This window comes from Bradyrhizobium sp. AZCC 1719 (genome assembly GCF_036924525.1).
In the GTDB taxonomy this organism is placed as follows: domain Bacteria; phylum Pseudomonadota; class Alphaproteobacteria; order Rhizobiales; family Xanthobacteraceae; genus Bradyrhizobium.
The window spans coordinates 4,464,555-4,487,245 of record NZ_JAZHRU010000001.1; the positions used below are offsets into that span (position 1 = coordinate 4,464,555).

A 22,691-nucleotide genomic window follows, 5' to 3' on the forward strand; every position below is an offset into this window, starting at 1 on the left:
TTGGTTTCATGGCGCCCAAGCCTCCGTCCTCGGATGATCAGAATCCCGCGCCGGCGGACGATCCCGAGTTTGCGAAGAAGCTCGCGGCCGGGGCTGCCGCTGCGCCCGTTGCCGGTGGTAAGGCGGCCGGCATCCCCGACGCTGACAAGGACGACGAAGAGGACGAGATCGAGCTCGACGACGATGATGATGACGAGGACCTCGTCGTTTTCACCGCCAAGGAAGCCGCCGGCGCGATGGCGACCATCTACGGCTTCGTCAAGCCGTATCTGGGCAATTACAGGAAGCTGCTCGTCTTCGTGACCTTCGGCGTTCTCGTCGAGACACTGTTCAACGTCATCATGCCGTTGAGCCTGAAATTCCTGATCGACGACGCGCTGGGCGAAGAGGATTTTCAGGCGCTCTACAAGATCCTCGGCGTGCTCGCGGTCGCCGGTATCATCACCTCGATCATCGCGGTCTGGTACGAGCGCTGGGATGCGCGGCTGGCAGCATGCGTCATTGCCGATGTGCGGACGCGGTTGTTCGAGCACGTCCAGAACCTGCCGGCGTCGTATTTTGCCCGTACCAAGCGCGGCGAAATCCTCTCGCGCTTCTCGATCGATCTCGCGGCCTTTGAGGGCTCGGTCAAGACGTTCGCCAACAGCGCCGCTTTGCCGTTCCTGGAACTGATCGCCGGCATCATCCTGATGCTGTTTTTGAACTGGCAACTCGCAGCGGTCGCCCTCCTGGTATTCCCGATCACGCTGATCGGGCCGCGGATCCTGACGCCGAAGGCGGTGCAGGCGAATTACGAGCAGAAGCTCAATGAAGCGGCACTGCTCGGCACGGTGCAGGAAAACGTGGCTGCGCAGGCCGTGATCAAGGCATTCAGCCTGCAGCGCCGCACGCTCGGCTGGTTCACCATGCGCAACCAGAATGTACGCATCAAGACGGCGTCCGCCGTGTTCCTGTCGACCATGGTGGAGCGCACCGTCACCATTTCGGTGCTGCTGCTGCATCTCGTGGTGCTGGCGATCGGCGCCTATCTGGCCACCAAGGGCCAGATCACCATCGGCACCTTCGTCACCTTCGAGAGCGCGTTCTGGGAGGTGTCCTACAACATCGCCCATTTGATGCATTTCATCCCGGTGTCGATCCAGTCGGCGGCGGCCGTGCGGCACATGCAGGAACTGCTGGATGAGCCGACAAGGGGCGCCGATCGGCCGGGGGCACCGGATTTGCCGCCGATCACCAACGACATCACCTTCGACCGCGTCACCTTTGCCTACGAAGGCAGCGAGACGCCGGTGCTCGACAATTTCAGCCTCAAGCTCGATGTCGGCAAGCGCATCGCGATCGTGGGGCCGAGCGGCTCGGGCAAGAGCACGCTGCTCAACCTGATCCTGCGTCTTTACACGCCGGACGAGGGGCGGGTGGCGATCGACGGCGTCGATATCCGCCGCGTGACCCGCGAGTCGCTGCGCGGAGGCATGGCCGTCGTGTTCCAGGACAACATGCTGTTCAACATGTCGATCCGCGAGAACATCCGGCTTGGCAAGGAAGGCGCCACCGACAAGGAGGTCGAGGAAGCCGCGCGCAAGGCCGAGATTCACCGCTACATCATGAGCCTGCCGCAGAAATACGACACGCCGGTCGGCGAACGCGGCGACACGCTATCCGGCGGCCAGCGCCAGCGCATCGCGATCGCGCGCGCCATCATCCGCAATCCCTCGCTGCTGCTGCTCGATGAGGCGACCTCGGCGCTCGACCAAACCACGGAAGCCGCGATCAACCGCACGCTGATGAAGGTGGCGGAAGGGCGCACCATGGTCTGGTCGACCCACCGCCTGACGTCGGTGGTCGAAATGGACGAGATCATCGTGATTTCAGGCGGCAAGGCGATCGAGCGCGGCTCGCATGCGCAGTTGCTCGCGGCCAACGGCGTCTATCGCAAGCTCTGGGACGACCAGGGCCACACGCCGTATAACGCCGCCGCCCAGGCCGACGCCGACAACGAAGACGACGACGATGATGAGGACGACGACGAGGAGTGAGCAGGGCGGTTTGACCGCGCGCAGGCGCGCTTGCGCATCCGCCGCGATGCGCCTTCGGCGCGGACCGCGCCGAGTAGCGCGTCACACATCATACCGTATTGGCGGCTCGGTAGCCGAATCGCGCGATCCAGTTTTCGCCGAGGTGGCCGAGCGCAGCACCGAATCGGCGGTTCCGGTCTGGTAGAAGCGGCCGAGCTGCTCGGCGCCGCTGATTTTTCCGACGCGGAAGTCGAATGGATAGACCTGATGCGGGTCGATCAGATCGGTCGAAATTCCCGCGCGCCCGAGCATGGCGGCCGCGGTCGAACCGGCGAGGCCGCCGCCGATGATCGCAATATCGGTGTGTTTCACGAAGAATTCCGGCCTTGTTGTGCAGGTTTTGCACCCGGAAAGGCAAATAAGGGCTCGGCCGGGAAAACTGGAACCAGAGAATTATGTTTCTGGTTATATTTACCCGGGTAAAATATGCGACTCGAATCCGCTCCGAAGAGGGCAGGGCATCGTCATTTCGGCTTTTCCGATTTCGCGGCAAGCGCCGAATCCACAGACGCCATAGGCATTTCCAGCGTTCTCGTTTTGCTTGACTTAGCTATCCACCGCTTATAGAAGACGCCCACTTAACGACAGGCGGTGAGCTACGCCAGCGTCGGAACGGATCACCCTTTCAAATCCTTATGGGCAATTCCTAAAGGTACTGGACGGGCACCAACCTCGACGAATGCCGCTCAAACGCTGTCGATCATATAGCTAGGCAATGCCAGGACGATTTTAGTTCTCTTGAGCACGTCCTCTTGAGAGTGAACTCGGGTGCATGATCTCGGTAGCGGGCCGGACAGCGAACGCTGATCGGCCTTAATTCGCGATCCTCTGTGGCGTCGAAGCGCTTTCCGCTCAGCGATGGGTGGTTGGCGCGATTTCGTTTTGCGCGAATGTTTTTTTTCGCGTGAGGCGGGCCGAACGGAACGGCTAGTTCCGAGAAGAATTTACGAAAGCCATTCCAGGTTTTCGCGTGAACTAAAGGGTGAAGGCTGACATGCCGACGATCAACCAGCTGATCGCAAATCCGCGTACGGTGCAGAAGTCGCGCAAGAAGGTGCCGGCGCTGCAGCAATCGCCGCAGAAGCGCGGCGTCTGTACGCGCGTCTACACCACGACCCCGAAGAAGCCGAACTCGGCGCTTCGTAAGGTCGCCAAGGTGCGCCTGACCAACGGCTTCGAAGTGATCGGCTACATCCCGGGTGAAGGCCATAACCTTCAGGAGCACTCGGTGGTCATGATCCGCGGCGGCCGCGTCAAGGACTTGCCCGGCGTGCGCTACCACATCCTCCGCGGCGTCCTCGATACCCAGGGCGTCAAGAACCGTAAGCAGCGTCGTTCGAAGTACGGCGCGAAGCGTCCGAAATAAGCGGGAACAGACACGATGTCTCGTCGCCATTCTGCCGAAAAGCGTGAAGTCAACCCGGATCCGAAGTTCGGGAACATCATCATTACGAAGTTCATGAACTCGATCATGTACGACGGCAAGAAGTCCGCCGCCGAAAACATCGTCTATGGCGCGCTCGCCATGATCGAGGCCAAGACCAAGCAGGGGCCGCTCACGGTGTTCGAGCAGGCGCTGGAAAACGTCATGCCGACCATCGAAGTACGGTCGCGCCGCGTCGGTGGCGCCACCTACCAGGTGCCGGTCGAAGTCCGTTCGGTCCGCCGCCAGGCGCTGGGCATTCGCTGGCTGATCACGGCCGCGCGCGAGCGCAACGAAAAGACGATGACGGAGCGGCTCTCGGCCGAGTTGCTCGACGCGTCGAACAACCGGGGAAACGCCGTCAAGAAGCGTGAAGACGTGCACCGGATGGCTGAAGCCAACCGCGCCTTCTCGCATTATCGCTGGTAACGGCGAAGAACGGATTTAAGGAACAGCCCATGCCCCGCCAACATGCCATCGAGGACTACCGTAACTTCGGTATCATGGCGCATATCGACGCCGGCAAGACCACGACCACCGAGCGCATCCTCTATTACACCGGCAAGAGCCACAAGATCGGCGAAGTGCACGAAGGTGCCGCGACGATGGATTGGATGGAGCAGGAGCAGGAGCGTGGCATCACGATCACCTCGGCTGCGACCACCGCGTTCTGGAACGGCAAGCGCCTGAACATCATCGACACCCCCGGCCACGTCGACTTCACCATTGAAGTCGAGCGTTCGCTGCGCGTGCTCGACGGTGCGGTGTGCGTGCTCGATTCCAACCAGGGCGTCGAACCGCAGACCGAAACTGTCTGGCGCCAGGGCGACAAGTACAAGGTTCCGCGCATCGTCTTCGCCAACAAAATGGACAAGACCGGCGCCGACTTCTTCAAGTGTCTGGCCGACATCGTCGACCGTCTCGGCGCCAAGCCGATTGCGATCCAGCTTCCGATCGGTGCCGAGAACAACTTCAAGGGCCTCGTCGATCTCGTGAAGATGCAGGGCATCATCTGGAACGATGAATCGCTCGGCGCCAAGTTCGACTATGTCGACATCCCGGCCGACCTCGTCGACCAGGCCAAGGAATACCGCGAGAAGATGGTGGAAGCCGCCGTCGAGCTCGACGACGACGCCATGGCCGCTTACCTCGACGGCAAGGAGCCGGACGAGGCGACGCTGAAGCGCCTGATTCGTAAGGCCGTGCTGACCGGCGCATTCTATCCGGTGCTGTGCGGCTCGGCGTTCAAGAACAAGGGCGTGCAGCCGCTGCTCGACGCGGTCGTCGACTACCTGCCGTCGCCGATCGACGTGCCCGCGATCAAGGGCACCGACGATGACGGCAACGAAGTGGTGCGCAAGGCCGACGACAAGGAGCCGCTGGCTCTGCTCGCGTTCAAGATCATGGACGACCCGTTCGTCGGGACCATCACCTTCTGCCGCATCTATTCGGGTATCCTGCAGTCGGGCACCGGGGTCATCAATTCGACCCGCGAGAAGAAAGAGCGCATCGGCCGCATGCTGTTGATGCATGCGAACAACCGTGAAGACATCAAGGAAGCCTATGCCGGCGACATCGTCGCACTGGCGGGCCTGAAGGAAGCGCGCACCGGTGATACGCTGTGCGATTCCGACAAGCCGGTGATTCTGGAAAAAATGGAATTCCCGGAGCCGGTGATCGAAATCGCGATCGAGCCGAAGTCGAAGGCCGACCAGGAAAAGCTCGGCGTCGCGTTGGCGAAGCTCGCTGCCGAAGATCCGTCGTTCCGCGTGTCGACCGACCAGGAGTCCGGCCAGACCATCTTGAAGGGCATGGGCGAACTCCATCTCGACATCAAGGTCGACATCCTCAAGCGCACCTACAAGGTCGACGCCAACATCGGCGCGCCGCAGGTGGCGTTCCGTGAGCGGGTCACCAAGCGCGCTGAAGTCAAGTACACGCACAAGAAGCAGACCGGCGGTACCGGTCAGTTCGCCGAAGTGTCGATCATCGTGGAGCCGAACGAGCCCGGCAAGGGTTACGAGTTCGAGTCCAAGATCGTCGGTGGCGCGGTGCCGAAGGAATACATCCCCGGCGTCGAAAAGGGCCTCAACAGCGTGATGGGCTCGGGCGTGGTCGCCGGCTTCCCGGTGGTCGACGTCAAGGTCCAGCTCGTCGACGGCAAGTATCACGACGTCGACTCGTCGGCGCTGGCCTTCGAAATCGCATCGCGCGCGGCATTCCGCGAAGCGCTGCAGAAGGGCAAGTCTGTTCTGCTCGAGCCGATCATGAAGGTCGAAGTGGTGACCCCGGAAGACTATACCGGTTCGGTCATCGGCGACCTGAATTCTCGGCGCGGCCAGATCCAGGGCCAGGACATGCGGGGCAACGCCAACGTCATCAACGCGATGGTGCCGCTCATGAACATGTTCGGGTACGTGAATAACCTGCGCTCGATGAGCCAGGGACGCGCGACCTTCACGATGCAATTCGATCACTACGCTGAAGCGCCGGCGAACGTGTCGGCAGAAGTCCAGAAGAAGTTTGCCTGATTGTCGTTGGTTGCAAGCTAACGACTGAACGGAGAGTCAAATGGCCAAAGCAAAGTTTGAACGTACTAAACCGCACTGCAACATCGGAACCATCGGTCACGTCGACCATGGCAAGACATCGCTGACCGCAGCGATCACCAAGGTGCTGGCTGAAACCGGCGGTGCGACGTTCACGGCGTACGACCAGATCGACAAGGCGCCGGAAGAGAAGGCGCGCGGCATCACCATCTCGACCGCTCACGTCGAGTATGAGACGACGAACCGCCACTATGCCCACGTCGACTGCCCCGGCCACGCCGACTATGTGAAGAACATGATCACCGGCGCCGCCCAGATGGACGGTGCGATCCTGGTCGTGTCGGCCGCCGACGGCCCGATGCCGCAGACCCGCGAGCACATCCTGCTCGCCCGTCAGGTCGGCGTCCCCGCGCTCGTCGTGTTCCTGAACAAGTGCGACATGGTCGACGATCCGGAGCTGCTCGAGCTCGTCGAGCTCGAAGTTCGCGAACTGCTCTCGAAGTATGAATTCCCGGGCGACAAGATCCCGATCATCAAGGGCTCGGCGCTCGCCGCCCTCGAAGACAAGGACAAGAAGCTCGGCCATGACGCCATCCTCGAGCTGATGCGCAATGTCGACGAATACATTCCGCAGCCGGAGCGTCCGGTCGACCAGCCGTTCCTGATGCCGGTGGAAGACGTGTTCTCGATCTCGGGCCGCGGCACCGTCGTCACCGGCCGTGTCGAGCGCGGCATCATCAAGGTCGGCGAGGAAATCGAAATCGTAGGCCTCCGCGACACCCAGAAGACCATCGTCACGGGCGTCGAAATGTTCCGCAAGCTGCTCGATCAGGGCCAGGCCGGCGACAACATCGGCGCGCTGCTCCGCGGCACCAAGCGCGAGGAAGTCGAGCGTGGCCAGGTGCTGGCGAAGCCGGGTTCGGTCAAGCCGCACACCAAGTTCAAGGCTGAGGCCTACATCCTGACCAAGGAAGAGGGCGGTCGTCACACCCCGTTCTTCACCAACTACCGGCCCCAGTTCTACTTCCGCACCACCGACGTGACCGGCGTCGTGCACCTGCCCGAAGGCACCGAGATGGTGATGCCGGGCGACAACATCGCGATGGAAGTGCACCTGATCGTGCCGATCGCGATGGAAGAAAAGCTGCGCTTCGCGATCCGCGAAGGCGGCCGCACCGTCGGCGCCGGCGTCGTCGCCGCCATCATCGAATAAGCGAATAGGGAATGGCGAGTAGCGAGTGGACTGGTTCCATTCGCTATTCGCTGCTCACCACTCGCCCTACGCGACAAAGAAAGACAAACGGCAATGAACGGCCAAAATATTCGCATCCGTCTCAAGGCGTTCGACCATCGAATCCTCGATACGTCGACCCGCGAGATCGTGAACACGGCGAAACGTACCGGTGCCCAGGTTCGCGGACCCATTCCGCTGCCCACCCGCATCGAGAAGTTCACCGTCAACCGTTCGCCACACGTCGACAAGAAGAGCCGCGAGCAATTCGAGATGCGCACCCACAAGCGCCTTCTCGACATTGTCGACCCGACCCCGCAGACCGTCGACGCTTTGATGAAGCTCGATCTGGCCGCCGGTGTCGACGTCGAGATCAAGCTCTAAGATTTTTTAGCTCGTCCGAATTTAGCGGACAGAAAGAACAGGAAGCACGCCGATGCGCTCCGGAGTGATCGCACAAAAGGTCGGGATGACGCGGGTCTTTACGGAGGCCGGCGAACATATCCCTGTGACCGTGCTGAAGCTGGGCAATTGCCAGGTGCTGGGCCACCGCACGACCGAAAAGAACGGTTACGTCGCGCTGCAGCTCGGTGCGGGTACCCGCAAGACCGTGTATCTGCCCAAGGCGGAGCGCGGCCAGTTTGCCGCGGCCAAGGTCGAGCCCAAGCGGAAAGTCGCCGAATTTCGCGTTTCGGAAGATGCGCTGATTCCGGTTGGCGCCGAGATCCAGGCGGACCATTTCGTGGTCGGCCAGTTCGTCGACGTCACCGGCACCTCGGTTGGTAAGGGGTTTGCCGGCGGCATGAAGCGCTGGAATTTCGGCGGCCTGCGCGCCACCCACGGTGTGTCGGTTTCGCATCGTTCGATCGGTTCGACCGGCGGACGCCAGGATCCCGGCAAGACCTTCAAGAACAAGAAGATGCCCGGTCACATGGGTGTCGATCGCATCACCACGCTCAATTTGCGTGTGGTGCAGACCGACGTCGAGCGCGGTCTGATCCTGGTCGAGGGTGCCGTTCCCGGCTCCAAGGGCGGCTGGATCTCGGTGCGCGACGCCGTGAAGAAGCCGTTGCCGAAGGAAGCTCCGAAGCCCGGCAAGTTTAGGGTTGCTGGCGGTGAGCAGGCTGCTGCTGCGCCGGCCGAGCAGGAGGGCGCGTGAGATGGAACTGAAAGTCACGACGCTTGAAGGTAAGGAAGCCGGATCGGTCCAGCTCTCGGACGCGATCTTCGGTCTCGAGCCGCGCGCCGACATCATCCAGCGTTGCGTGCAATGGCAGCTCAACAAGCGCCAGGCCGGCACGCACAAGGCGAAGGGGCGCGCCGAAATCTGGCGCACCGGCAAGAAGATGTACAAGCAGAAGGGCACCGGCGGCGCCCGTCACGGCTCGGCCCGCGTGCCGCAGTTCCGCGGCGGTGGCCGTGCGTTCGGGCCGGTGGTTCGCTCGCACGCGACCGACCTGCCGAAGAAGGTGCGGGCGCTGGCGCTCAAGCATGCCTTGTCGGCGAAGGCCAAGGATGGCGGCCTGATCGTGATCGATAGCGCGCAGGTCAAGGAAGCCAAGACCAAGGCTCTGGTCGGCCATTTCAACGGCCTTGGGCTCACCAACGCGCTGATCATAGACGGCGCCGAGCTCAACAACGGTTTCGCGACCGCGGCCCGCAACATTCCGAACATCGACGTGCTGCCGATCCAGGGCATCAACGTCTACGACATTCTGCGCCGTCAGAAGCTCGTGCTGACGAAGGCGGCAGTCGATGCGCTGGAGGCGCGCTTCAAATGAAGAATATCGATCCGCGCCATTACGACGTGATCGTAGCCCCCGTCGTCACCGAAAAGGCGACGGTAGCATCCGAGCACAACAAGGTCGTGTTCAAGGTCGCCAGCAAGGCGACCAAGCCGCAAATCAAGGAAGCCGTCGAGAAGCTGTTCGACGTCAAGGTGAAGAGCGTGAATACCCTGGTCCGCAAGGGCAAGACCAAGGTGTTCCGCGGCAATTTCGGTTCGCAGTCGGACGTCAAGCGGGCTGTCGTGACCCTCGAAGAGGGCCACCGCATCGACGTCACCACCGGACTATAAGGCGACACAGCGATGGCATTGAAAACATACAATCCGACGACGCCGGGCCAGCGCCAGCTGGTGATGGTCGACCGTTCGGCGCTCTACAAGGGCAAGCCGGTGAAGGCGCTGACCGAGGGCAAGCTCGGCAATGGCGGCCGCAACAACACCGGCCGCATCACCGTGCGCTTCCGCGGCGGCGGCCACAAGAAGTCCTACCGCCTGGTGGATTTCAAGCGAAACAAGGTTGACGTTCCCGCCGTCGTCGAGCGGCTGGAATACGATCCGAACCGCACCGCGTTCATCGCGCTGATCAAATATCAGGACGGCGAGCAGGCCTACATCCTGGCGCCGCAGCGCCTGGCCGTGGGCGATACGGTGGTTGCCGGCAATTATGTCGACGTGAAGCCCGGCAACGTCATGCCGCTCGGCAACATGCCGGTCGGCACCATCGTCCACAACATCGAGATGAAGATCGGGAAGGGCGGCCAGATCGCCCGTTCCGCCGGCACCTACGCCCAGATCGTCGGCCGCGACCAGGAATATGTCATTCTGCGCCTGAACTCAGGCGAACAGCGCCTGGTGCACGGCCGTTGCCGCGGCACCATCGGTGCGGTGTCGAACCCCGATCATATGAACATTTCGATCGGCAAGGCCGGCCGCACCCGCTGGCTCGGCTGGCGTCCGCATAACCGCGGCGTCGTCATGAACCCGATCGACCATCCGCACGGCGGCGGCGAAGGCCGCACCTCGGGCGGCCGCCACCCGGTCACGCCGTGGGGTAAGCCGACCAAGGGCAAGAAGACCCGTTCGAATAAGTCGACCAATCGATTCATCCTCCTAAGCCGCCACAAGCGGAAGAAGTAAGGAACGCCGGACATGGTTCGTTCAGTCTGGAAAGGCCCGTTCGTCGAAGCCTCTCTGCTCAAGAAGGCAGATGCTGCGCGCGCGTCCGGCCGTCACGACGTCATCAAGATCTGGAGCCGCCGCTCGACCATCCTGCCGCAGTTCGTCGGCCTGGTGTTCGGCGTCTACAACGGCCAGAAGCACGTGCCGGTCTCGGTCAACGAGGAAATGGTGGGTCACAAGTTTGGCGAGTTCTCGCCGACCCGTACCTTCCATGGCCACTCTGGCGACAAGAAAGCCAAGAAGGCTTGAGGAATAGACGATGAGCAAACCAAAGCGCGAACGTAGCCTCGCGGACAACGAGGCCAAGGCAGTCGCCCGGATGCTGCGCGTCAGCCCGCAGAAGCTCAATCTTGTCGCGCAGTTGATCCGCGGCCGGAAGGCGTCTGCTGCGCTCGCCGACCTGCAGTTCTCGCGCAAGCGGATCGCGGTCGACGTCAAGAAGTGCCTGGAATCGGCGATCGCGAACGCCGAGAACAACCATGACCTCGAGGTCGACGATCTCGTCGTCGCCGAGGCCCATGTCGGCAACGGCATCGTCATGAAGCGTTTTTCGCCCCGCGGCCGTGGCCGTTCGGGCCGTATCTATAAACCGTTCTCGCACCTGACCATCGTGGTTCGTCAGGTCGAGGCCGAGGCAAGCGCTTAAAGCGGCGCGGGAGAAAACGATGGGTCAAAAGATCAATCCAATCGGACTGCGTCTCGGCATCAACCGCACGTGGGATTCGCGTTGGTTCGCCGGCAAGAGCGAATACGGCAAGCTCCTGCATGAAGACGTCAAGATCCGCGAGATCCTGCACAAGGAGCTCAAGCAGGCGGCTGTCGCCCGCATCGTGATCGAGCGTCCGCACAAGAAGTGCCGCGTGACGATCCACTCGGCGCGTCCGGGCGTCGTGATCGGCAAGAAGGGCGCCGACATCGACAAGCTGCGCAAGCGGGTTGCCGACATCACGGCTTCCGACGTCGTCATCAACATCGTTGAAATCCGCAAGCCCGAACTCGATGCCACGCTGGTTGCGGAATCGATTGCGCAGCAGCTCGAGCGCCGCGTCGCTTTCCGCCGCGCCATGAAGCGGGCGGTGCAATCGGCGATGCGTCTTGGCGCCGAAGGCATCCGCATCAACTGCTCGGGTCGTCTCGGCGGCGCCGAAATCGCGCGCATGGAGTGGTATCGCGAGGGCCGCGTGCCGCTGCACACGTTGCGCGCCGACGTCGATTACGGCGTGGCGACGGCGTTCACCACATTCGGCACCTGCGGCGTCAAGGTCTGGATCTTCAAGGGCGAGATCCTCGAGCACGATCCGATGGCCCAGGACAAGAAGATGGCCGAAGGCGATACCGCGCGTCCGCGCCGCGACAGCGCCGCAGCGTGAGACATTAGGAAGGTTTGAGGGCTCAAAGCCATGATGCAACCAAAGAAAACGAAGTTCCGGAAGGCGCACAAGGGCCGTATCCACGGCGTTGCGACTTCGGGTGCGACGTTGTCGTTCGGCCAGTTCGGCCTGAAGGCGATGGCGCCCGAGCGCGTCACTGCCCGCCAGATCGAAGCCGCGCGCCGCGCGCTGACCCGCCACATGAAGCGCGCCGGCCGCGTCTGGATCCGCGTGTTCCCGGACGTACCGGTGTCGAAGAAGCCCGCCGAAGTCCGCATGGGCTCCGGCAAGGGCACGCCGGAATTGTGGGTGGCGCGGGTCAAGCCCGGCCGGGTGATTTTCGAGATCGACGGCGTCAACGTGCAGACCGCGAAGGAAGCGCTCACGCTCGCCGCCGCCAAGCTGCCGATCAAGACGCGCTTCGTCGCGCGCATTGCGGAGTAATACTCATGGCCCCGATGAAAGTTGAAGACATCCGCGCGATGAGCGACGACCAGAGGGAGGATGCCGTCCTCAATCTGAAGAAGGAACGCTTCAACCTGCGTTTCCAGCGCGCCACCGGGCAGTTGGAAAACACCTCGCGGCTGCGCGAAGCCCGCCGCGATATCGCCCGCATCAAGACCATCGCCGCGCAGGTTCGCGCGAAGAAGAAGTAAGAGGCCGTATTATGCCGAAACGTACCCTTCAGGGCGTGGTCGTGAGCGACAAGCAAGCCAAGACGGTGGTGGTGCGCGTCGATCGCCGCTTCACCCATCCGATCTACAAGAAGACGATCCGCCGCTCCAAGAACTACCACGCGCACGACGAGAACGGCGAGTTCAAGCCGGGCGACATGGTGTGGATCGAGGAAAGCAAGCCGATCTCGAAGTTGAAGCGCTGGACCGTGGTCCGGGGCGAACAGAAGAAAACCGCCTGAGATTCGTTCGGCCTGGCCGGATGAGTAATCGGGAAAATTTTAGGCGCTAATTCGAGCGCATCAGAAAGAGGACGAGGTGCATCAATGATTCAGATGCAGACCAACCTCGACGTGGCCGACAATTCAGGCGCACGCCGTGTCATGTGCATCAAGGTGCTGGGGGGCTCCAAGCGCCGCTATGCCACCGTGGGCGACGTTATCGTCGTGTCGATCAAGGAAGCGATTCCGCGCGGCAAGGTGAAGAAGGGCGACGTGATGAAGGCCGTCGTGGTGCGGGTCCGCAAGGACATCCGCCGCGCCGACGGTTCGGTCATCCGCTTCGACCGCAACGCCGCCGTCTTGATCAATAACCAGTCGGAGCCGGTCGGCACCCGTATCTTCGGGCCGGTGCCGCGCGAGCTTCGCGCCAAGAACCACATGAAAATCATTTCGCTTGCGCCGGAGGTGCTGTGATGGCTGCCAAGATCCGGAAAGGTGACAAGGTCATGGTGATGACCGGTCGCGACAAGGGGCGCACCGGCGAAGTATTCGAGGTCCGCCCCGCCGAGAACAAGGCGCTGGTGCGTGGCGTCAACATGGTGAAGCGTCACCAGAAGCAGACCCAGAACCAGGAAGGCGGCATCATCTCCAAGGAGTCGCCGATCCACCTGTCCAACCTCGCCTATGTCGGCAAGGACGGAAAGCCGACCCGCATAGGGTTCAAGATTCAGGCCGATGGCAAGAAGGTACGCGTTGCCAAGAGCTCGGGAGCAGAGATCGATGGCTGATACCGCTTACGTGCCGCGCCTGCGCGCGGAGTATGACAAGAGCATTCGCGGCAAGCTGACCGAACAGTTCGGCTATGCCAACGTCATGCAGGTGCCGCGGCTGGACAAGGTCGTGCTCAACATGGGCGTCGGCGATGCCGTCAACGACCGCAAAAAGGCTGAGACCGCAGCTGGCGAACTGACGCAGATCGCCGGCCAGAAGGCGATCGTGACCTATTCGCGGATCGCGATCGCGACCTTCAAGCTGCGCGAGAACCAGCCGATCGGCTGCAAGGTCACGCTGCGTAAGGCCAGGATGTACGAGTTCATCGATCGCCTGGTGAATGTGGCGTTGCCGCGCGTGCGCGACTTCCGTGGCCTCAATCCGAAGAGCTTCGACGGCCGCGGCAACTACTCGCTCGGCCTCAAGGAGCACATCATTTTCCCCGAAATCGATTTCGACAAGGTTTCGGAAGCCCGCGGCATGGACATCACGGTCTGCACCACGGCGAAGACCGACGACGAGGCGCGCGCCTTGTTGACCGCATTCAATTTCCCGTTCCGGCAGTGAGACGCAGCTAAGCCTCTCAAACGCGGAAACCCAGGAGCCAAGCATGGCAAAGAAGAGTTCGATCGAGAAGAACAACCGGCGCAAGCGGATGGCCAAGAACGCCGCCCCGCAGCGTGCGAAGCTGAAGGCGATCATCGCCGACAAGACCAAGCCGATGGAAGAGCGGTTTGCGGCGACGCTGAAGCTCGCCCAGATGCCGCGCAACTCGTCGACCACGCGGATTCGCAACCGCTGCGAACTGACCGGCCGCCCGCGCTCGAACTACCGCAAGAACAAGCTTTCCCGCATCGCGCTGCGTGAACTCGGCTCCAAGGGCCTGGTTCCCGGGCTCGTGAAGTCGAGCTGGTAAGGAGGGTCGTCACGATGTCAACGCACGATCCGATCAGTGATCTCATCACCCGCATCCGCAACGCGCAGATGCGTTCGAAGTCCAAGGTCTCGACCCCGGGCTCGAAGATGCGCGCCAGCGTGCTCGAAGTGCTGAAAGCCGAGGGCTACATCCGCGGCTATGCCAGCGTGGAGCATGCCTCGGGCCGCAGCGAACTCGAGATCGAGTTGAAGTATTTCGACGGCGAGCCCGTCATTCGCGAGATCGAGCGCGTCTCGAAGCCGGGCCGCCGGGTTTACGCCTCGGTGAAGAATCTGCCGCGCGTGAACAACGGTCTCGGCATTTCGGTGTTGTCGACGCCGAAGGGAATCATGGCCGACCACGCCGCGCGCGACGCGAATGTGGGCGGTGAAGTTCTCTTCACGGTGTTCTGAGGAAGGATTTTTAGCCATGTCACGTGTTGGCAAACGGCCTGTGGCGATCCCGTCCGGTGTGACGGCGACCGTCGAGGGACAGACCGTCAAGGTGAAGGGGCCGAAGGGCCAGCTTCAGTTCGTCGTGCATGACGACGTCGAGGTGAAGTTCGAGAAGGGCGAGGTCATGGTCGCGCCGAAGTTCAAGACCAACCGTGCGCAGGCCATGTATGGCACCGCGCGCGCGCAGGTGGCGAACCTGGTCGAGGGCGTCACCAAGGGTTTTGAGAAGAAGCTCGAGATCACCGGCGTCGGTTACCGCGCCGCGATGCAGGGCAAGAACCTGCAGCTCGCGCTCGGCTACAGCCACGACGTGGTCTATGCGATCCCGGAAGGCATCACCATCGCGGTGCCGAAGCCGACCGAGATCACGATTTCGGGCACCGATTCCCAGCGCGTCGGTCAGGTCGCCGCCGAGATCCGCGCCTACCGTCCGCCGGAGCCCTACAAGGGCAAGGGCGTGAAGTACGCCAACGAATTCATCTTCCGCAAGGAAGGCAAGAAGAAGTAACGGAGCCGGTCATGTCACTCAAGGTCACGAATGCCCGGCGCAAGCAGCGAGTGCGCAACTCGCTGCGCCGGTCCGCCAATGGACGCCCGCGTCTGTCGGTGTTCCGTTCGTCGAAGCACATCTACGCCCAGGTCATCGACGACCTGAAGGGCGAGACGCTGGCTTCGGCCTCGTCGCTGGAAAAGACCATGCGCGAGGCCGGCAACACCGGCGCCAACATCGATGCGGCCAAGGCCGTCGGCAAGCTGCTGGCGGAACGCGCCGTGAAGAATGGCGTCAAGGAAGTGGTGTTCGATCGCGGCAGCTATCTCTACCACGGGCGCGTCAAGGCGCTCGCGGACGCCGCCCGCGAAAGCGGACTGAGCTTCTAACGAAACGGTTTTGGATAATTACGAGGACAGGGGCTTTCTTCCCCTAAAGATTGGAAAACACCATGGCAGGTGAACGCGAACGCGGCGGACGCGAACGGAGCAGGGATCGCGAGGAGCGCGACAGCGAGTTCGTCGACAAGCTCGTCCACATCAATCGCGTGGCAAAGGTCGTCAAGGGCGGCAAGCGCTTCGGCTTTGCGGCGCTGGTCGTAATCGGCGACCAGAAGGGCCGGGTCGGTTTCGGCCACGGCAAGGCGCGCGAAGTGCCCGAGGCGATCCGCAAGGCGACCGAGTCGGCCAAGCGCAATCTGACGCGCGTGGCGCTGCGCGAAGGCCGCACGCTGCATCACGACATCGCCGGCCGTCACGGCGCCGGCCGCGTCTACCTGCGCGCCGCTCCGGCCGGTACCGGCATCATCGCCGGCGGCCCGATGCGCGCGGTGTTCGAGACGCTCGGCATCCAGGACGTGGTGGCGAAGTCGATCGGCTCGTCGAATCCCTACAACATGGTCCGCGCGACCTTCGACGCGCTGAAGCATCAGGATTCGCCGCGTTCGGTTGCGGCACGCCGCAACATCAAGGTGTCCACGCTGCAATCGCGCCGCGTCGGCGGCGACGCCGAAGTGGTGGCTGAATAACCGGCGCGAATTTCAAGCGCTCTTTGGAGTTAAGACGATGGCCAAGGCCGCAAAGACGATCAAGGTCGAGCAGACCGGCAGCGCGATCCGCCGCCACCACTCGCAGCGTTCGACGCTGATCGGCCTCAAGCTCAACAAGATCGGCCGGGTTGCCGAGCTGCAGGACACCCCTGAAGTTCGCGGCATGATCAGCAAGGTTCAACATCTCGTCCGCATCGTCGGCGAGAAGTAAGCAAGGAGACAGGGCGATGAAGCTCAGCGATATCGCCGACAACGCCGGCTCGCGCAAAAAGCGCATGCGCGTCGGCCGTGGCATCGGTTCCGGCAAGGGCAAGACTTCGGGCCGCGGCGGCAAGGGCCAGACCGCGCGTTCGGGCGTGCGCATCAAGGGCTTCGAGGGCGGCCAGATGCCGCTGCATCGCCGCCTGCCGAAGCGCGGCTTCAACAACATCTTCCGGCTCGACTTTGCCGAGATCAATCTCGACCGGCTGCAGGAGGCGATCGACGCCAAGCTGGTCGACACCAAGGAAACCGTGACGGTCGAATCGTTGGTCAAGGCTGGCGTGATCCGCCGTGCCAAGGACGGCCTGCGGCTGCTCGGCCGCGGCGAACTCAAGTCCAAGCTCGCGATCGAGGTGCACGGCGCCTCGAAGTCGGCGGTTGCGGCGGTCGAGAGGGCCGGCGGCACGGTGAAGATCCTGGCCCCGGCCAAGAAGGAAGGCGAGGCGGCGTAACATCTGCGTCATGCCCGCCTGATCGCGGGCATAGACCAGTGGACTTATCGAAGCCGCGCACCAAATAATGTCCGGCGTCTACCGATTGCCCGCGAAGGGGCGTCGGCCTGGGAGGCGGCGGGAGAAAGCCTGAACATGGTCTCAGCAGCAGAACAACTTGCGGCAAACCTCAATTTCGGCGCTTTGGCCAAAGCCGACGAACTGAAGAAGCGCATCTGGTTTACGCTGGGTGCGCTGCTTGTTTATCGGCTCGGTACCTATATCCCGCTGCCCGGCATCGATCCCGCGGCCTGGGAGCAGGTGTTCAAGTCGCAGGCCGGCGGCATTCTCGGCATGTTCAACATGTTTGCCGGCGGCGGCATCAACCGCATGGCGATCTTCGCGCTGAACATCATGCCGTACATCTCGGCATCGATCATCATCCAGCTCCTGACGACGGTCTCGCCCAAGCTCGAAGCCTTGAAGAAGGAAGGCGAGGCGGGCCGCAAGACGCTGAACCAGTATACGCGCTATCTCACGGTGATTCTGGCCACGTTCCAGGCCTACGGCATCGCCGTCGGCCTCCAGGGCGCCGGCAACGTCGTCAGCGAACCCGGGATGTTCTTCCTGATTTCCACCACGGTCACGCTGACCGGCGGCACCATGTTCCTGATGTGGCTCGGTGAGCAGATCACCTCGCGCGGCATCGGCAACGGTATTTCGCTGATCATCCTGGCCGGCATCGTTGCCGAGTTGCCGTCTGCTCTCGCCAACATGCTGGAACTGGGACGCCAGGGCGCGCTGTCGACTGGCCTGATCCTCCTCGTGATAGTGATGGCGGTCGTCGTGATCGCCTTCATCGTGTTCATGGAGCGCGCGCAGCGCAGGCTTTTGATCCAGTATCCGAAGCGCCAGGTCGGCAACAAGATGTTCGAGGGCCAATCCTCGCATCTGCCGCTCAAGCTCAACACCTCGGGCGTGATCCCGCCGATCTTCGCCTCGTCGCTGTTGCTGTTGCCGGCGACGGTTGCAAACTTCAACGCGGGCCAGGGCCCGGAATGGTTCCAGTGGCTCAACACCCAGCTCAGCCACGGCCGTCCGCTGTTCCTGATCCTCTATCTGGGCCTGATCGTGTTCTTCGCGTTCTTCTACACCGCGATCGTGTTCAACCCGACCGAGACCGCCGACAATCTAAAGAAGCACGGCGGCTTCATACCCGGCATTCGTCCGGGCGAACGCACTGCCGAATACATCGACTACGTGCTGTCGCGCGTGACCGTGCTGGGCGCGATCTATCTGGCGATCGTGTGTCTGATTCCCGAAATCCTGATTTCCTACGCCTCGGTGCCGTTCTATTTCGGCGGAACCTCGCTTCTCATCGTCGTCAGCGTGACCATGGATACGGTGGCGCAGGTGCAGGGTTATCTGCTGGCCCATCAGTATGAGGGGCTGATCCGGAAATCCAAGCTGAGGGGCCGCCGTCGCTGATCAGCGGAGCGCTCTGAAATTCAATACAAGGTGTGCGGTGTTTCGCTCACCAAGCCGGGGGGCGAGTAGTCATGAGATTGATCCTTTTGGGACCGCCGGGGTCGGGGAAGGGTACCCAGGCACAGCGGCTGGTGCAGCGCTATGGGATCGTGCAGCTCTCGACCGGCGAGATGCTGCGCGCGGCTGTGGCCGCCGAGACGCCGGTCGGGTTGAAGGCCAAGGACCTCATGGCAAACGGCCAGCTTGTGCCGGACGAAATCGTAGTCGGAATCATTTCTGACAGGATCGATCAACCGGACGCGGGCAAAGGCTTCGTCCTCGATGGGTTCCCGCGCACGGTGCCGCAGGCCGAGGCGCTGGATGAGCTCCTAAAGAAAAAGCATCTCAGGCTCGACGCGGTGGTCGAACTGCGCGTCAATGAGAGCGCGCTGCTACAGCGCGTCGAAACCCGCGTCGCCGAGATGCTGGCGCGCGGCGAGGAGGTGCGTGTTGACGACACGCCGGAAGTGCTGACCAAACGGCTCGCTGCCTATCGGTCGCAGACCGAGCCGCTGATTCACTACTACTCCGAGCGGCGGAAGCTCGCGACCGTCGACGGGATGATGACCATCGAGCAGGGTAACCCGGGAGGTTAACCGGATCCTCTCCGCTGTCGGCGCGCTGGAACCCAAGGTGGCGCCGGCCCGGAAGGCCAAGGCAGCCGCACGGAAGACCGCCAGGCCAGCAGCCAAAAAGGCTGCCAAAACCGCCAAAAAGGCCGTCAAAACGGCGCGTAAGGCCGCCAAATCGGCCTCCAGGGGAACCAAAACGGCTGGCAACAAGAAGGCTGCTCGGAAGGCTGTTTCGGCGGCCAGAGGGCGAGGGGGCGCAAGCGCCCAAAAGACCGTCCGCAAGGCTGCCAAAAAGGTCACGAAAAAGCGAGCTAAGCGATAGAGGCGGTTGACGAAACCGAGTTGAATCCTTTAATAAGCCCCGCATCCAAGTCGGATAGTTTTTGACGATGCCGGGCCCCGAAAGAGATGAGGGGAGGGCGTCGTGTTCGCGTTTGCGGACACCTGCCCGAGTTAGCAAGAACACAGCCCGATCCATGAGGGATCGGCGACAGGAGAGAAGTCCGTGGCCCGTATTGCCGGCGTGAATATCCCGACCAACAAGCGCGTTCTGATCGCGCTCCAGTACATCCATGGCATCGGCCAGAAGAACGCGTCCGAGATCATGGAGAAGGTCAAGATCCCGGCTGATCGTCGCGTCAGCCAGTTGAGCGACCAGGAAGTCCTGCAGATCCGCGAAGTCATCGACCGCGACTATCTCGTCGAAGGCGACCTTCGCCGCGAGACCGGCATCAACATCAAGCGTCTGATGGACCTCGGCTGCTATCGCGGCCTGCGTCATCGCCGCGGTCTTCCGGTGCGCGGTCAACGCACCCACACCAATGCGCGCACGCGCAAGGGCCCGGCCAAGTCGATCGCCGGCAAGAAAAAGTAATTGGCGAGTAGCGAATGGCGAATGGCGAGTAGGGTAGATCCTATTCGCTATTCGCCACTCACCATTCGCCCTGAACGGTGTAGCCGCTGGCAGTACGGCGGCGTTTGAGATCACAGGAAGGTTTTAAGGTAATGGGCAAGGAAGCCACCCGCGTCCGCCGTCGCGAACGCAAGAACATCGCCTCCGGCATCGCGCACGTGAATTCGTCCTTCAACAACACGACCATCACCATCACCGACGCGCAGGGCAACACCATTGCCTGGTCCTCGGCCGGCACGATGGGCTTCAAGGGCTCGCGCAAGTCGACCCCCTATGCCGCGCAGGTCGCGGCCGAAGACGTTTCCAAGAAGGCGCAGGAACACGGCATGCGCACGCTGGAAGTGGAAGTTGCCGGCCCCGGTTCGGGCCGCGAATCGGCGCTTCGCGCGCTGCAGGCCGCGGGCTTCACCGTCACGTCGATCCGCGACGTGACCACGATCCCGCACAATGGTTGCCGTCCGCGCAAGCGCCGGCGTGTTTGATATCTGGTCGCGGGCGGTTATGCCGCTCGCGATTGCTTTTGGAATTTTCCGCGGACTGATCCGCGATCTCCAACGCCGGTGATCTGAAGGCAGATCGACTGGCCGGTCTATTGACCCGAAGGGGTGACAAAGTGACGATCCAGAAAAATTGGCAAGAACTTATTCGACCGAACAAGCTGCAGGTAACGCCGGGCGGCGATGCGACCCGGTTTGCGACCGTCGTCGCCGAGCCGCTCGAGCGCGGTTTCGGCCAGACGCTCGGTAACGCGCTGCGCCGCATCCTGTTGTCGTCGCTGCAGGGCGCTGCCGTGCAGTCGGTGCACATCGACGGCGTGCTGCACGAGTTCTCCTCGATCGCGGGCGTTCGCGAGGACGTCACCGACATCGTGCTGAACATCAAGGACATCTCGATCAAGATGCAGGGCGAAGGCCCCAAGCGCATGGTCGTGAAGAAGTCGGGTCCGGGCGTCGTCACCGCCGGTGACATCCAGACCGTCGGCGACATCGTGGTGCTCAATCCCGAACTGCAGATCTGCACGTTGGACGAGGGCGCTGAAATCCGCATGGAGTTCACGGTCGCCGCCGGCAAGGGCTACGTCGCCGCCGAGCGCAACCGGCCCGAGGATGCGCCGATCGGCCTGATCCCGGTCGACAGCCTGTTCTCTCCCGTGCGCAAGGTCTCCTACAAGGTCGAGAACACCCGCGAGGGCCAGATCCTTGACTACGACAAGCTGACCATGACGATCGAGACCAACGGCGCGATCTCGCCGGAGGACGCGGTGGCCTATGCCGCGCGCATCCTGCAGGATCAGCTCAACGTGTTCGTGAACTTCGAAGAGCCGCGCAAGGAAGTCGCACAGGAGATCATCCCCGATCTCGCCTTCAACCCGGCGTTCCTCAAGAAGGTCGACGAGCTCGAGCTGTCGGTGCGTTCGGCAAACTGCCTGAAGAACGACAACATCGTCTATATCGGCGACCTCGTGCAGAAGTCGGAAGCGGAAATGCTCCGCACCCCGAACTTCGGCCGCAAGTCGCTGAACGAGATCAAGGAAGTGCTGGCCCAGATGGGTCTGCATCTCGGCATGGAAGTGCCGGGCTGGCCGCCGGAGAACATCGACGAGCTCGCCAAGCGCTTCGAGGATCACTACTGAGCATTCGTCATTCCGGACGTCGCGAAGCGGCGATCCGGAATCTCGAGATTCCGGGTTCGCGCTCACGCGCGCCCCGGAATGACTGGGGCGAACGCAGGCAGCCCACCTGAGCACAAGTCCGACGAACCGTCGCGACGAAGACAAATCAAGGAATACATCAATGCGTCACGGCAAGGTTCATCGTAAGCTCAACCGCACCGCCGAGCATCGCCGCGCGATGTTTGCCAACATGTGCGCCGCGCTGATCAAGCACGAGCAAATCGTCACCACGCTGCCGAAGGCCAAGGAACTGCGCCCGATCGTCGAGAAGCTCGTTACGCTCGGCAAGAAGGGTGGGCTGGCCATGCGCCGCCAGGCGATCTCCGAAATGCGCGACGTCGATCAGGTCAAGAAGCTGTTCGACACGCTGGCGCCTCGCTACAAGGACCGCCAGGGCGGCTATACCCGCATCATCAAGGCCGGTTTCCGCTACGGCGACAACGCTCCGATGGCCGTGATCGAATTCGTCGACCGCGACGTCGACGCCAAGGGCCAGGATTCCGGTCCGGTGGAGGAGAAGTCCGCCGAAGCGGCGTAACTGTTCCAAATCGCAGTTTTCAAAAGCGGCGCCAAAAGCGCCGCTTTTTTTATTTGGCGCGCCCGCGATCGCGGCCGGCGCGTGACTTCACAGGAACGTCCCCGGCCGCCAAACGTTTGACATGCATGAGTAGGGCGTTCGTCAAGGATACCGAAGACGTCGAAGGTCTGCCTGACCGGCCAATCTCCGATCTTCCGAATGACGTGACGGCTGAAGGTCTCAGCCGGATCGAGCAAGCATTGGCCGCGGCCGAGGCGGCCCAGGCTGCGGCGCAATCCGCTGGCGATCGCGCGGCGCTGGCCAGCGCCCGCCGTGACTTCCGCTATTGGAATGCTCGCCGCGCCACGGCAAGGGTGGCCCCCGAGCCATCAGACAATTCCGTCGTGCGCTTCGGCCACACCGTCACCATCGTGCGCGAGGATGACCGGCGACAGACGTTCCGGATCGTCGGCGAAGACGAGGCCGAGCCCGCGCACGGGACGATCTCGCACGGCTCGCCGCTGGCGCGCGCGCTGTTCGGCAAGGGCGTCGGCGATGTCGTCGCGATCGCCGGAGGCGAAGCGGAGATCGTCGAAATCCGGTGATGCGC

Annotated in this window: 33 protein-coding genes and 1 pseudogene; 33 read left to right on the forward strand and 1 reads right to left on the reverse strand. The window is 62.5% G+C overall.

What is annotated here, in order from left to right:
* The first annotated feature begins 8 nt into the window (after nucleotides 1-8).
* A complete protein-coding gene (locus V1292_RS20945; protein WP_334374592.1) occupies nucleotides 9-2,036 on the forward strand; it encodes an ABC transporter ATP-binding protein in 2,028 nt (675 codons plus the stop codon).
* An 81-nt stretch (nucleotides 2,037-2,117) separates the two neighbouring features.
* On the opposite strand, the gene V1292_RS20950 is transcribed toward V1292_RS20945, so the two are convergent.
* Nucleotides 2,118-2,387, reverse strand: a complete 270-nt coding sequence (locus V1292_RS20950) for an FAD-dependent oxidoreductase (protein WP_442895544.1) — start codon at nucleotides 2,385-2,387, stop codon at nucleotides 2,118-2,120.
* Nucleotides 2,388-3,069: 682 nt separating this feature from the next.
* Between V1292_RS20950 and rpsL the strand changes: the two genes are divergently transcribed.
* The 32 genes and pseudogenes from rpsL (at nucleotide 3,070) to greA (ending at nucleotide 22,686) form a co-directional block, all read left to right on the forward strand.
* Nucleotides 3,070-3,441 (forward strand): 30S ribosomal protein S12, encoded by a 372-nt coding sequence (gene rpsL / locus V1292_RS20955; RefSeq protein WP_027536823.1) that lies wholly within the window; start codon nucleotides 3,070-3,072, stop codon nucleotides 3,439-3,441.
* Between the two features lie 15 nt (nucleotides 3,442-3,456).
* The gene (gene rpsG / locus V1292_RS20960; protein WP_028349061.1) at nucleotides 3,457-3,927 is read left to right on the forward strand and encodes a 30S ribosomal protein S7; all 471 of its coding nucleotides are present in this window, start codon (nucleotides 3,457-3,459) and stop codon (nucleotides 3,925-3,927) included.
* Nucleotides 3,928-3,956: 29 nt separating this feature from the next.
* Nucleotides 3,957-6,029, forward strand: a complete 2,073-nt coding sequence (gene fusA, locus V1292_RS20965; protein WP_028349060.1) for an elongation factor G — start codon at nucleotides 3,957-3,959, stop codon at nucleotides 6,027-6,029.
* Between the two features lie 40 nt (nucleotides 6,030-6,069).
* Complete coding sequence (gene tuf / locus V1292_RS20970) at nucleotides 6,070-7,260, forward strand: elongation factor Tu (RefSeq protein ID WP_065748163.1); 1,191 nt, start codon at nucleotides 6,070-6,072, stop codon at nucleotides 7,258-7,260.
* A 93-nt stretch (nucleotides 7,261-7,353) separates the two neighbouring features.
* On the forward strand, nucleotides 7,354-7,662 hold the full coding sequence (gene rpsJ, locus V1292_RS20975; protein WP_002712302.1) for a 30S ribosomal protein S10: 309 nt from the start codon (nucleotides 7,354-7,356) through the stop codon (nucleotides 7,660-7,662).
* Nucleotides 7,663-7,714: 52 nt separating this feature from the next.
* Nucleotides 7,715-8,437: a 50S ribosomal protein L3 gene (gene rplC, locus V1292_RS20980; protein ID WP_057843579.1), complete on the forward strand. Its 723-nt coding sequence runs from the start codon at nucleotides 7,715-7,717 to the stop codon at nucleotides 8,435-8,437.
* A 1-nt stretch (nucleotide 8,438) separates the two neighbouring features.
* The gene (rplD, locus tag V1292_RS20985; protein WP_213286279.1) at nucleotides 8,439-9,059 is read left to right on the forward strand and encodes a 50S ribosomal protein L4; all 621 of its coding nucleotides are present in this window, start codon (nucleotides 8,439-8,441) and stop codon (nucleotides 9,057-9,059) included.
* Complete coding sequence (locus V1292_RS20990) at nucleotides 9,056-9,355, forward strand: 50S ribosomal protein L23 (RefSeq protein ID WP_028349056.1); 300 nt, start codon at nucleotides 9,056-9,058, stop codon at nucleotides 9,353-9,355. Before rplD ends, V1292_RS20990 begins: the two co-directional genes overlap by 4 nt.
* Nucleotides 9,356-9,367: 12 nt before the next feature.
* Nucleotides 9,368-10,201 (forward strand): 50S ribosomal protein L2, encoded by an 834-nt coding sequence (gene rplB, locus V1292_RS20995; protein WP_334374595.1) that lies wholly within the window; start codon nucleotides 9,368-9,370, stop codon nucleotides 10,199-10,201.
* Nucleotides 10,202-10,213: 12 nt separating this feature from the next.
* On the forward strand, nucleotides 10,214-10,492 hold the full coding sequence (gene rpsS, locus V1292_RS21000; RefSeq protein ID WP_025588653.1) for a 30S ribosomal protein S19: 279 nt from the start codon (nucleotides 10,214-10,216) through the stop codon (nucleotides 10,490-10,492).
* 10 nt (nucleotides 10,493-10,502) lie between these two features.
* Nucleotides 10,503-10,889, forward strand: coding sequence for a 50S ribosomal protein L22 (gene rplV, locus V1292_RS21005; RefSeq protein ID WP_028349054.1), 387 nt, complete (start codon nucleotides 10,503-10,505; stop codon nucleotides 10,887-10,889).
* A gap of 19 nt (nucleotides 10,890-10,908) precedes the next feature.
* Nucleotides 10,909-11,613 carry a 30S ribosomal protein S3 gene (gene rpsC, locus V1292_RS21010; protein WP_334374596.1) on the forward strand — a complete coding sequence of 235 codons (705 nt, stop codon included), beginning with the start codon at nucleotides 10,909-10,911 and terminating at the stop codon, nucleotides 11,611-11,613.
* A 30-nt stretch (nucleotides 11,614-11,643) separates the two neighbouring features.
* Complete coding sequence (gene rplP / locus V1292_RS21015) at nucleotides 11,644-12,057, forward strand: 50S ribosomal protein L16 (RefSeq protein WP_057843582.1); 414 nt, start codon at nucleotides 11,644-11,646, stop codon at nucleotides 12,055-12,057.
* A 5-nt stretch (nucleotides 12,058-12,062) separates the two neighbouring features.
* Nucleotides 12,063-12,269, forward strand: coding sequence for a 50S ribosomal protein L29 (rpmC, locus tag V1292_RS21020; RefSeq protein WP_028349051.1), 207 nt, complete (start codon nucleotides 12,063-12,065; stop codon nucleotides 12,267-12,269).
* Between the two features lie 11 nt (nucleotides 12,270-12,280).
* A complete protein-coding gene (gene rpsQ / locus V1292_RS21025; protein ID WP_028349050.1) occupies nucleotides 12,281-12,529 on the forward strand; it encodes a 30S ribosomal protein S17 in 249 nt (82 codons plus the stop codon).
* 84 nt (nucleotides 12,530-12,613) lie between these two features.
* On the forward strand, nucleotides 12,614-12,982 hold the full coding sequence (rplN, locus tag V1292_RS21030) for a 50S ribosomal protein L14 (protein WP_011473865.1): 369 nt from the start codon (nucleotides 12,614-12,616) through the stop codon (nucleotides 12,980-12,982).
* A complete protein-coding gene (gene rplX, locus V1292_RS21035) occupies nucleotides 12,982-13,296 on the forward strand; it encodes a 50S ribosomal protein L24 (protein WP_334374597.1) in 315 nt (104 codons plus the stop codon). The genes rplN and rplX overlap by 1 nt, the downstream gene beginning before the upstream one ends.
* A complete protein-coding gene (gene rplE / locus V1292_RS21040; RefSeq protein WP_057843585.1) occupies nucleotides 13,289-13,846 on the forward strand; it encodes a 50S ribosomal protein L5 in 558 nt (185 codons plus the stop codon). Before rplX ends, rplE begins: the two co-directional genes overlap by 8 nt.
* A gap of 43 nt (nucleotides 13,847-13,889) precedes the next feature.
* Nucleotides 13,890-14,195, forward strand: a complete 306-nt coding sequence (gene rpsN, locus V1292_RS21045) for a 30S ribosomal protein S14 (RefSeq protein ID WP_028349047.1) — start codon at nucleotides 13,890-13,892, stop codon at nucleotides 14,193-14,195.
* Between the two features lie 14 nt (nucleotides 14,196-14,209).
* Nucleotides 14,210-14,608 (forward strand): 30S ribosomal protein S8, encoded by a 399-nt coding sequence (gene rpsH / locus V1292_RS21050; protein ID WP_028349046.1) that lies wholly within the window; start codon nucleotides 14,210-14,212, stop codon nucleotides 14,606-14,608.
* A 16-nt stretch (nucleotides 14,609-14,624) separates the two neighbouring features.
* Nucleotides 14,625-15,158 carry a 50S ribosomal protein L6 gene (gene rplF, locus V1292_RS21055; protein WP_334374598.1) on the forward strand — a complete coding sequence of 178 codons (534 nt, stop codon included), beginning with the start codon at nucleotides 14,625-14,627 and terminating at the stop codon, nucleotides 15,156-15,158.
* Nucleotides 15,159-15,169: 11 nt separating this feature from the next.
* Nucleotides 15,170-15,529: a 50S ribosomal protein L18 gene (rplR, locus tag V1292_RS21060; RefSeq protein WP_065728824.1), complete on the forward strand. Its 360-nt coding sequence runs from the start codon at nucleotides 15,170-15,172 to the stop codon at nucleotides 15,527-15,529.
* A gap of 62 nt (nucleotides 15,530-15,591) precedes the next feature.
* Nucleotides 15,592-16,167 carry a 30S ribosomal protein S5 gene (gene rpsE, locus V1292_RS21065; protein WP_028349043.1) on the forward strand — a complete coding sequence of 192 codons (576 nt, stop codon included), beginning with the start codon at nucleotides 15,592-15,594 and terminating at the stop codon, nucleotides 16,165-16,167.
* 37 nt (nucleotides 16,168-16,204) lie between these two features.
* Nucleotides 16,205-16,399 carry a 50S ribosomal protein L30 gene (gene rpmD / locus V1292_RS21070; RefSeq protein WP_028349042.1) on the forward strand — a complete coding sequence of 65 codons (195 nt, stop codon included), beginning with the start codon at nucleotides 16,205-16,207 and terminating at the stop codon, nucleotides 16,397-16,399.
* A gap of 16 nt (nucleotides 16,400-16,415) precedes the next feature.
* Entirely contained in the window at nucleotides 16,416-16,901 is a 486-nt protein-coding gene (rplO, locus tag V1292_RS21075) for a 50S ribosomal protein L15 (protein WP_334374599.1), read from the forward strand.
* Nucleotides 16,902-17,036: 135 nt separating this feature from the next.
* Nucleotides 17,037-18,368 (forward strand): preprotein translocase subunit SecY, encoded by a 1,332-nt coding sequence (gene secY, locus V1292_RS21080; protein ID WP_213286284.1) that lies wholly within the window; start codon nucleotides 17,037-17,039, stop codon nucleotides 18,366-18,368.
* Nucleotides 18,369-18,439: 71 nt separating this feature from the next.
* Nucleotides 18,440-19,301, forward strand: a pseudogene (locus tag V1292_RS21085) (adenylate kinase).
* Nucleotides 19,302-19,484: 183 nt separating this feature from the next.
* Nucleotides 19,485-19,853 carry a 30S ribosomal protein S13 gene (rpsM, locus tag V1292_RS21090; protein WP_028349038.1) on the forward strand — a complete coding sequence of 123 codons (369 nt, stop codon included), beginning with the start codon at nucleotides 19,485-19,487 and terminating at the stop codon, nucleotides 19,851-19,853.
* A gap of 131 nt (nucleotides 19,854-19,984) precedes the next feature.
* Nucleotides 19,985-20,374 carry a 30S ribosomal protein S11 gene (rpsK, locus tag V1292_RS21095; protein WP_006021048.1) on the forward strand — a complete coding sequence of 130 codons (390 nt, stop codon included), beginning with the start codon at nucleotides 19,985-19,987 and terminating at the stop codon, nucleotides 20,372-20,374.
* 110 nt (nucleotides 20,375-20,484) lie between these two features.
* Entirely contained in the window at nucleotides 20,485-21,525 is a 1,041-nt protein-coding gene (locus V1292_RS21100; RefSeq protein ID WP_176722005.1) for a DNA-directed RNA polymerase subunit alpha, read from the forward strand.
* A 160-nt stretch (nucleotides 21,526-21,685) separates the two neighbouring features.
* Nucleotides 21,686-22,102 (forward strand): 50S ribosomal protein L17, encoded by a 417-nt coding sequence (rplQ, locus tag V1292_RS21105; protein WP_028349036.1) that lies wholly within the window; start codon nucleotides 21,686-21,688, stop codon nucleotides 22,100-22,102.
* 125 nt (nucleotides 22,103-22,227) lie between these two features.
* Nucleotides 22,228-22,686, forward strand: coding sequence for a transcription elongation factor GreA (gene greA, locus V1292_RS21110; protein WP_334374600.1), 459 nt, complete (start codon nucleotides 22,228-22,230; stop codon nucleotides 22,684-22,686).
* The last annotated feature ends 5 nt before the right edge of the window (nucleotides 22,687-22,691 follow it).

Bases quoted from the DNA above. Each gene is read 5' to 3' on its own strand.
- V1292_RS20945 (WP_334374592.1), top strand. From the start codon at position 9: ATGGCGCCCAAGCCTCCGTCCTCGGATGATCAGAATCCCGCGCCGGCG.
- rpsL (WP_027536823.1), top strand. From the start codon at position 3,070: ATGCCGACGATCAACCAGCTGATCGCAAATCCGCGTACGGTGCAGAAG.
- rpsG (WP_028349061.1), top strand. From the start codon at position 3,457: ATGTCTCGTCGCCATTCTGCCGAAAAGCGTGAAGTCAACCCGGATCCG.
- fusA (WP_028349060.1), top strand. From the start codon at position 3,957: ATGCCCCGCCAACATGCCATCGAGGACTACCGTAACTTCGGTATCATG.
- tuf (WP_065748163.1), top strand. From the start codon at position 6,070: ATGGCCAAAGCAAAGTTTGAACGTACTAAACCGCACTGCAACATCGGA.
- rpsJ (WP_002712302.1), top strand. From the start codon at position 7,354: ATGAACGGCCAAAATATTCGCATCCGTCTCAAGGCGTTCGACCATCGA.
- rplC (WP_057843579.1), top strand. From the start codon at position 7,715: ATGCGCTCCGGAGTGATCGCACAAAAGGTCGGGATGACGCGGGTCTTT.
- rplD (WP_213286279.1), top strand. From the start codon at position 8,439: ATGGAACTGAAAGTCACGACGCTTGAAGGTAAGGAAGCCGGATCGGTC.
- V1292_RS20990 (WP_028349056.1), top strand. From the start codon at position 9,056: ATGAAGAATATCGATCCGCGCCATTACGACGTGATCGTAGCCCCCGTC.
- rplB (WP_334374595.1), top strand. From the start codon at position 9,368: ATGGCATTGAAAACATACAATCCGACGACGCCGGGCCAGCGCCAGCTG.
- rpsS (WP_025588653.1), top strand. From the start codon at position 10,214: ATGGTTCGTTCAGTCTGGAAAGGCCCGTTCGTCGAAGCCTCTCTGCTC.
- rplV (WP_028349054.1), top strand. From the start codon at position 10,503: ATGAGCAAACCAAAGCGCGAACGTAGCCTCGCGGACAACGAGGCCAAG.
- rpsC (WP_334374596.1), top strand. From the start codon at position 10,909: ATGGGTCAAAAGATCAATCCAATCGGACTGCGTCTCGGCATCAACCGC.
- rplP (WP_057843582.1), top strand. From the start codon at position 11,644: ATGATGCAACCAAAGAAAACGAAGTTCCGGAAGGCGCACAAGGGCCGT.
- rpmC (WP_028349051.1), top strand. From the start codon at position 12,063: ATGGCCCCGATGAAAGTTGAAGACATCCGCGCGATGAGCGACGACCAG.
- rpsQ (WP_028349050.1), top strand. From the start codon at position 12,281: ATGCCGAAACGTACCCTTCAGGGCGTGGTCGTGAGCGACAAGCAAGCC.
- rplN (WP_011473865.1), top strand. From the start codon at position 12,614: ATGATTCAGATGCAGACCAACCTCGACGTGGCCGACAATTCAGGCGCA.
- rplX (WP_334374597.1), top strand. From the start codon at position 12,982: ATGGCTGCCAAGATCCGGAAAGGTGACAAGGTCATGGTGATGACCGGT.
- rplE (WP_057843585.1), top strand. From the start codon at position 13,289: ATGGCTGATACCGCTTACGTGCCGCGCCTGCGCGCGGAGTATGACAAG.
- rpsN (WP_028349047.1), top strand. From the start codon at position 13,890: ATGGCAAAGAAGAGTTCGATCGAGAAGAACAACCGGCGCAAGCGGATG.
- rpsH (WP_028349046.1), top strand. From the start codon at position 14,210: ATGTCAACGCACGATCCGATCAGTGATCTCATCACCCGCATCCGCAAC.
- rplF (WP_334374598.1), top strand. From the start codon at position 14,625: ATGTCACGTGTTGGCAAACGGCCTGTGGCGATCCCGTCCGGTGTGACG.
- rplR (WP_065728824.1), top strand. From the start codon at position 15,170: ATGTCACTCAAGGTCACGAATGCCCGGCGCAAGCAGCGAGTGCGCAAC.
- rpsE (WP_028349043.1), top strand. From the start codon at position 15,592: ATGGCAGGTGAACGCGAACGCGGCGGACGCGAACGGAGCAGGGATCGC.
- rpmD (WP_028349042.1), top strand. From the start codon at position 16,205: ATGGCCAAGGCCGCAAAGACGATCAAGGTCGAGCAGACCGGCAGCGCG.
- rplO (WP_334374599.1), top strand. From the start codon at position 16,416: ATGAAGCTCAGCGATATCGCCGACAACGCCGGCTCGCGCAAAAAGCGC.
- secY (WP_213286284.1), top strand. From the start codon at position 17,037: ATGGTCTCAGCAGCAGAACAACTTGCGGCAAACCTCAATTTCGGCGCT.
- rpsK (WP_006021048.1), top strand. From the start codon at position 19,985: ATGGGCAAGGAAGCCACCCGCGTCCGCCGTCGCGAACGCAAGAACATC.
- rplQ (WP_028349036.1), top strand. From the start codon at position 21,686: ATGCGTCACGGCAAGGTTCATCGTAAGCTCAACCGCACCGCCGAGCAT.
- greA (WP_334374600.1), top strand. From the start codon at position 22,228: ATGAGTAGGGCGTTCGTCAAGGATACCGAAGACGTCGAAGGTCTGCCT.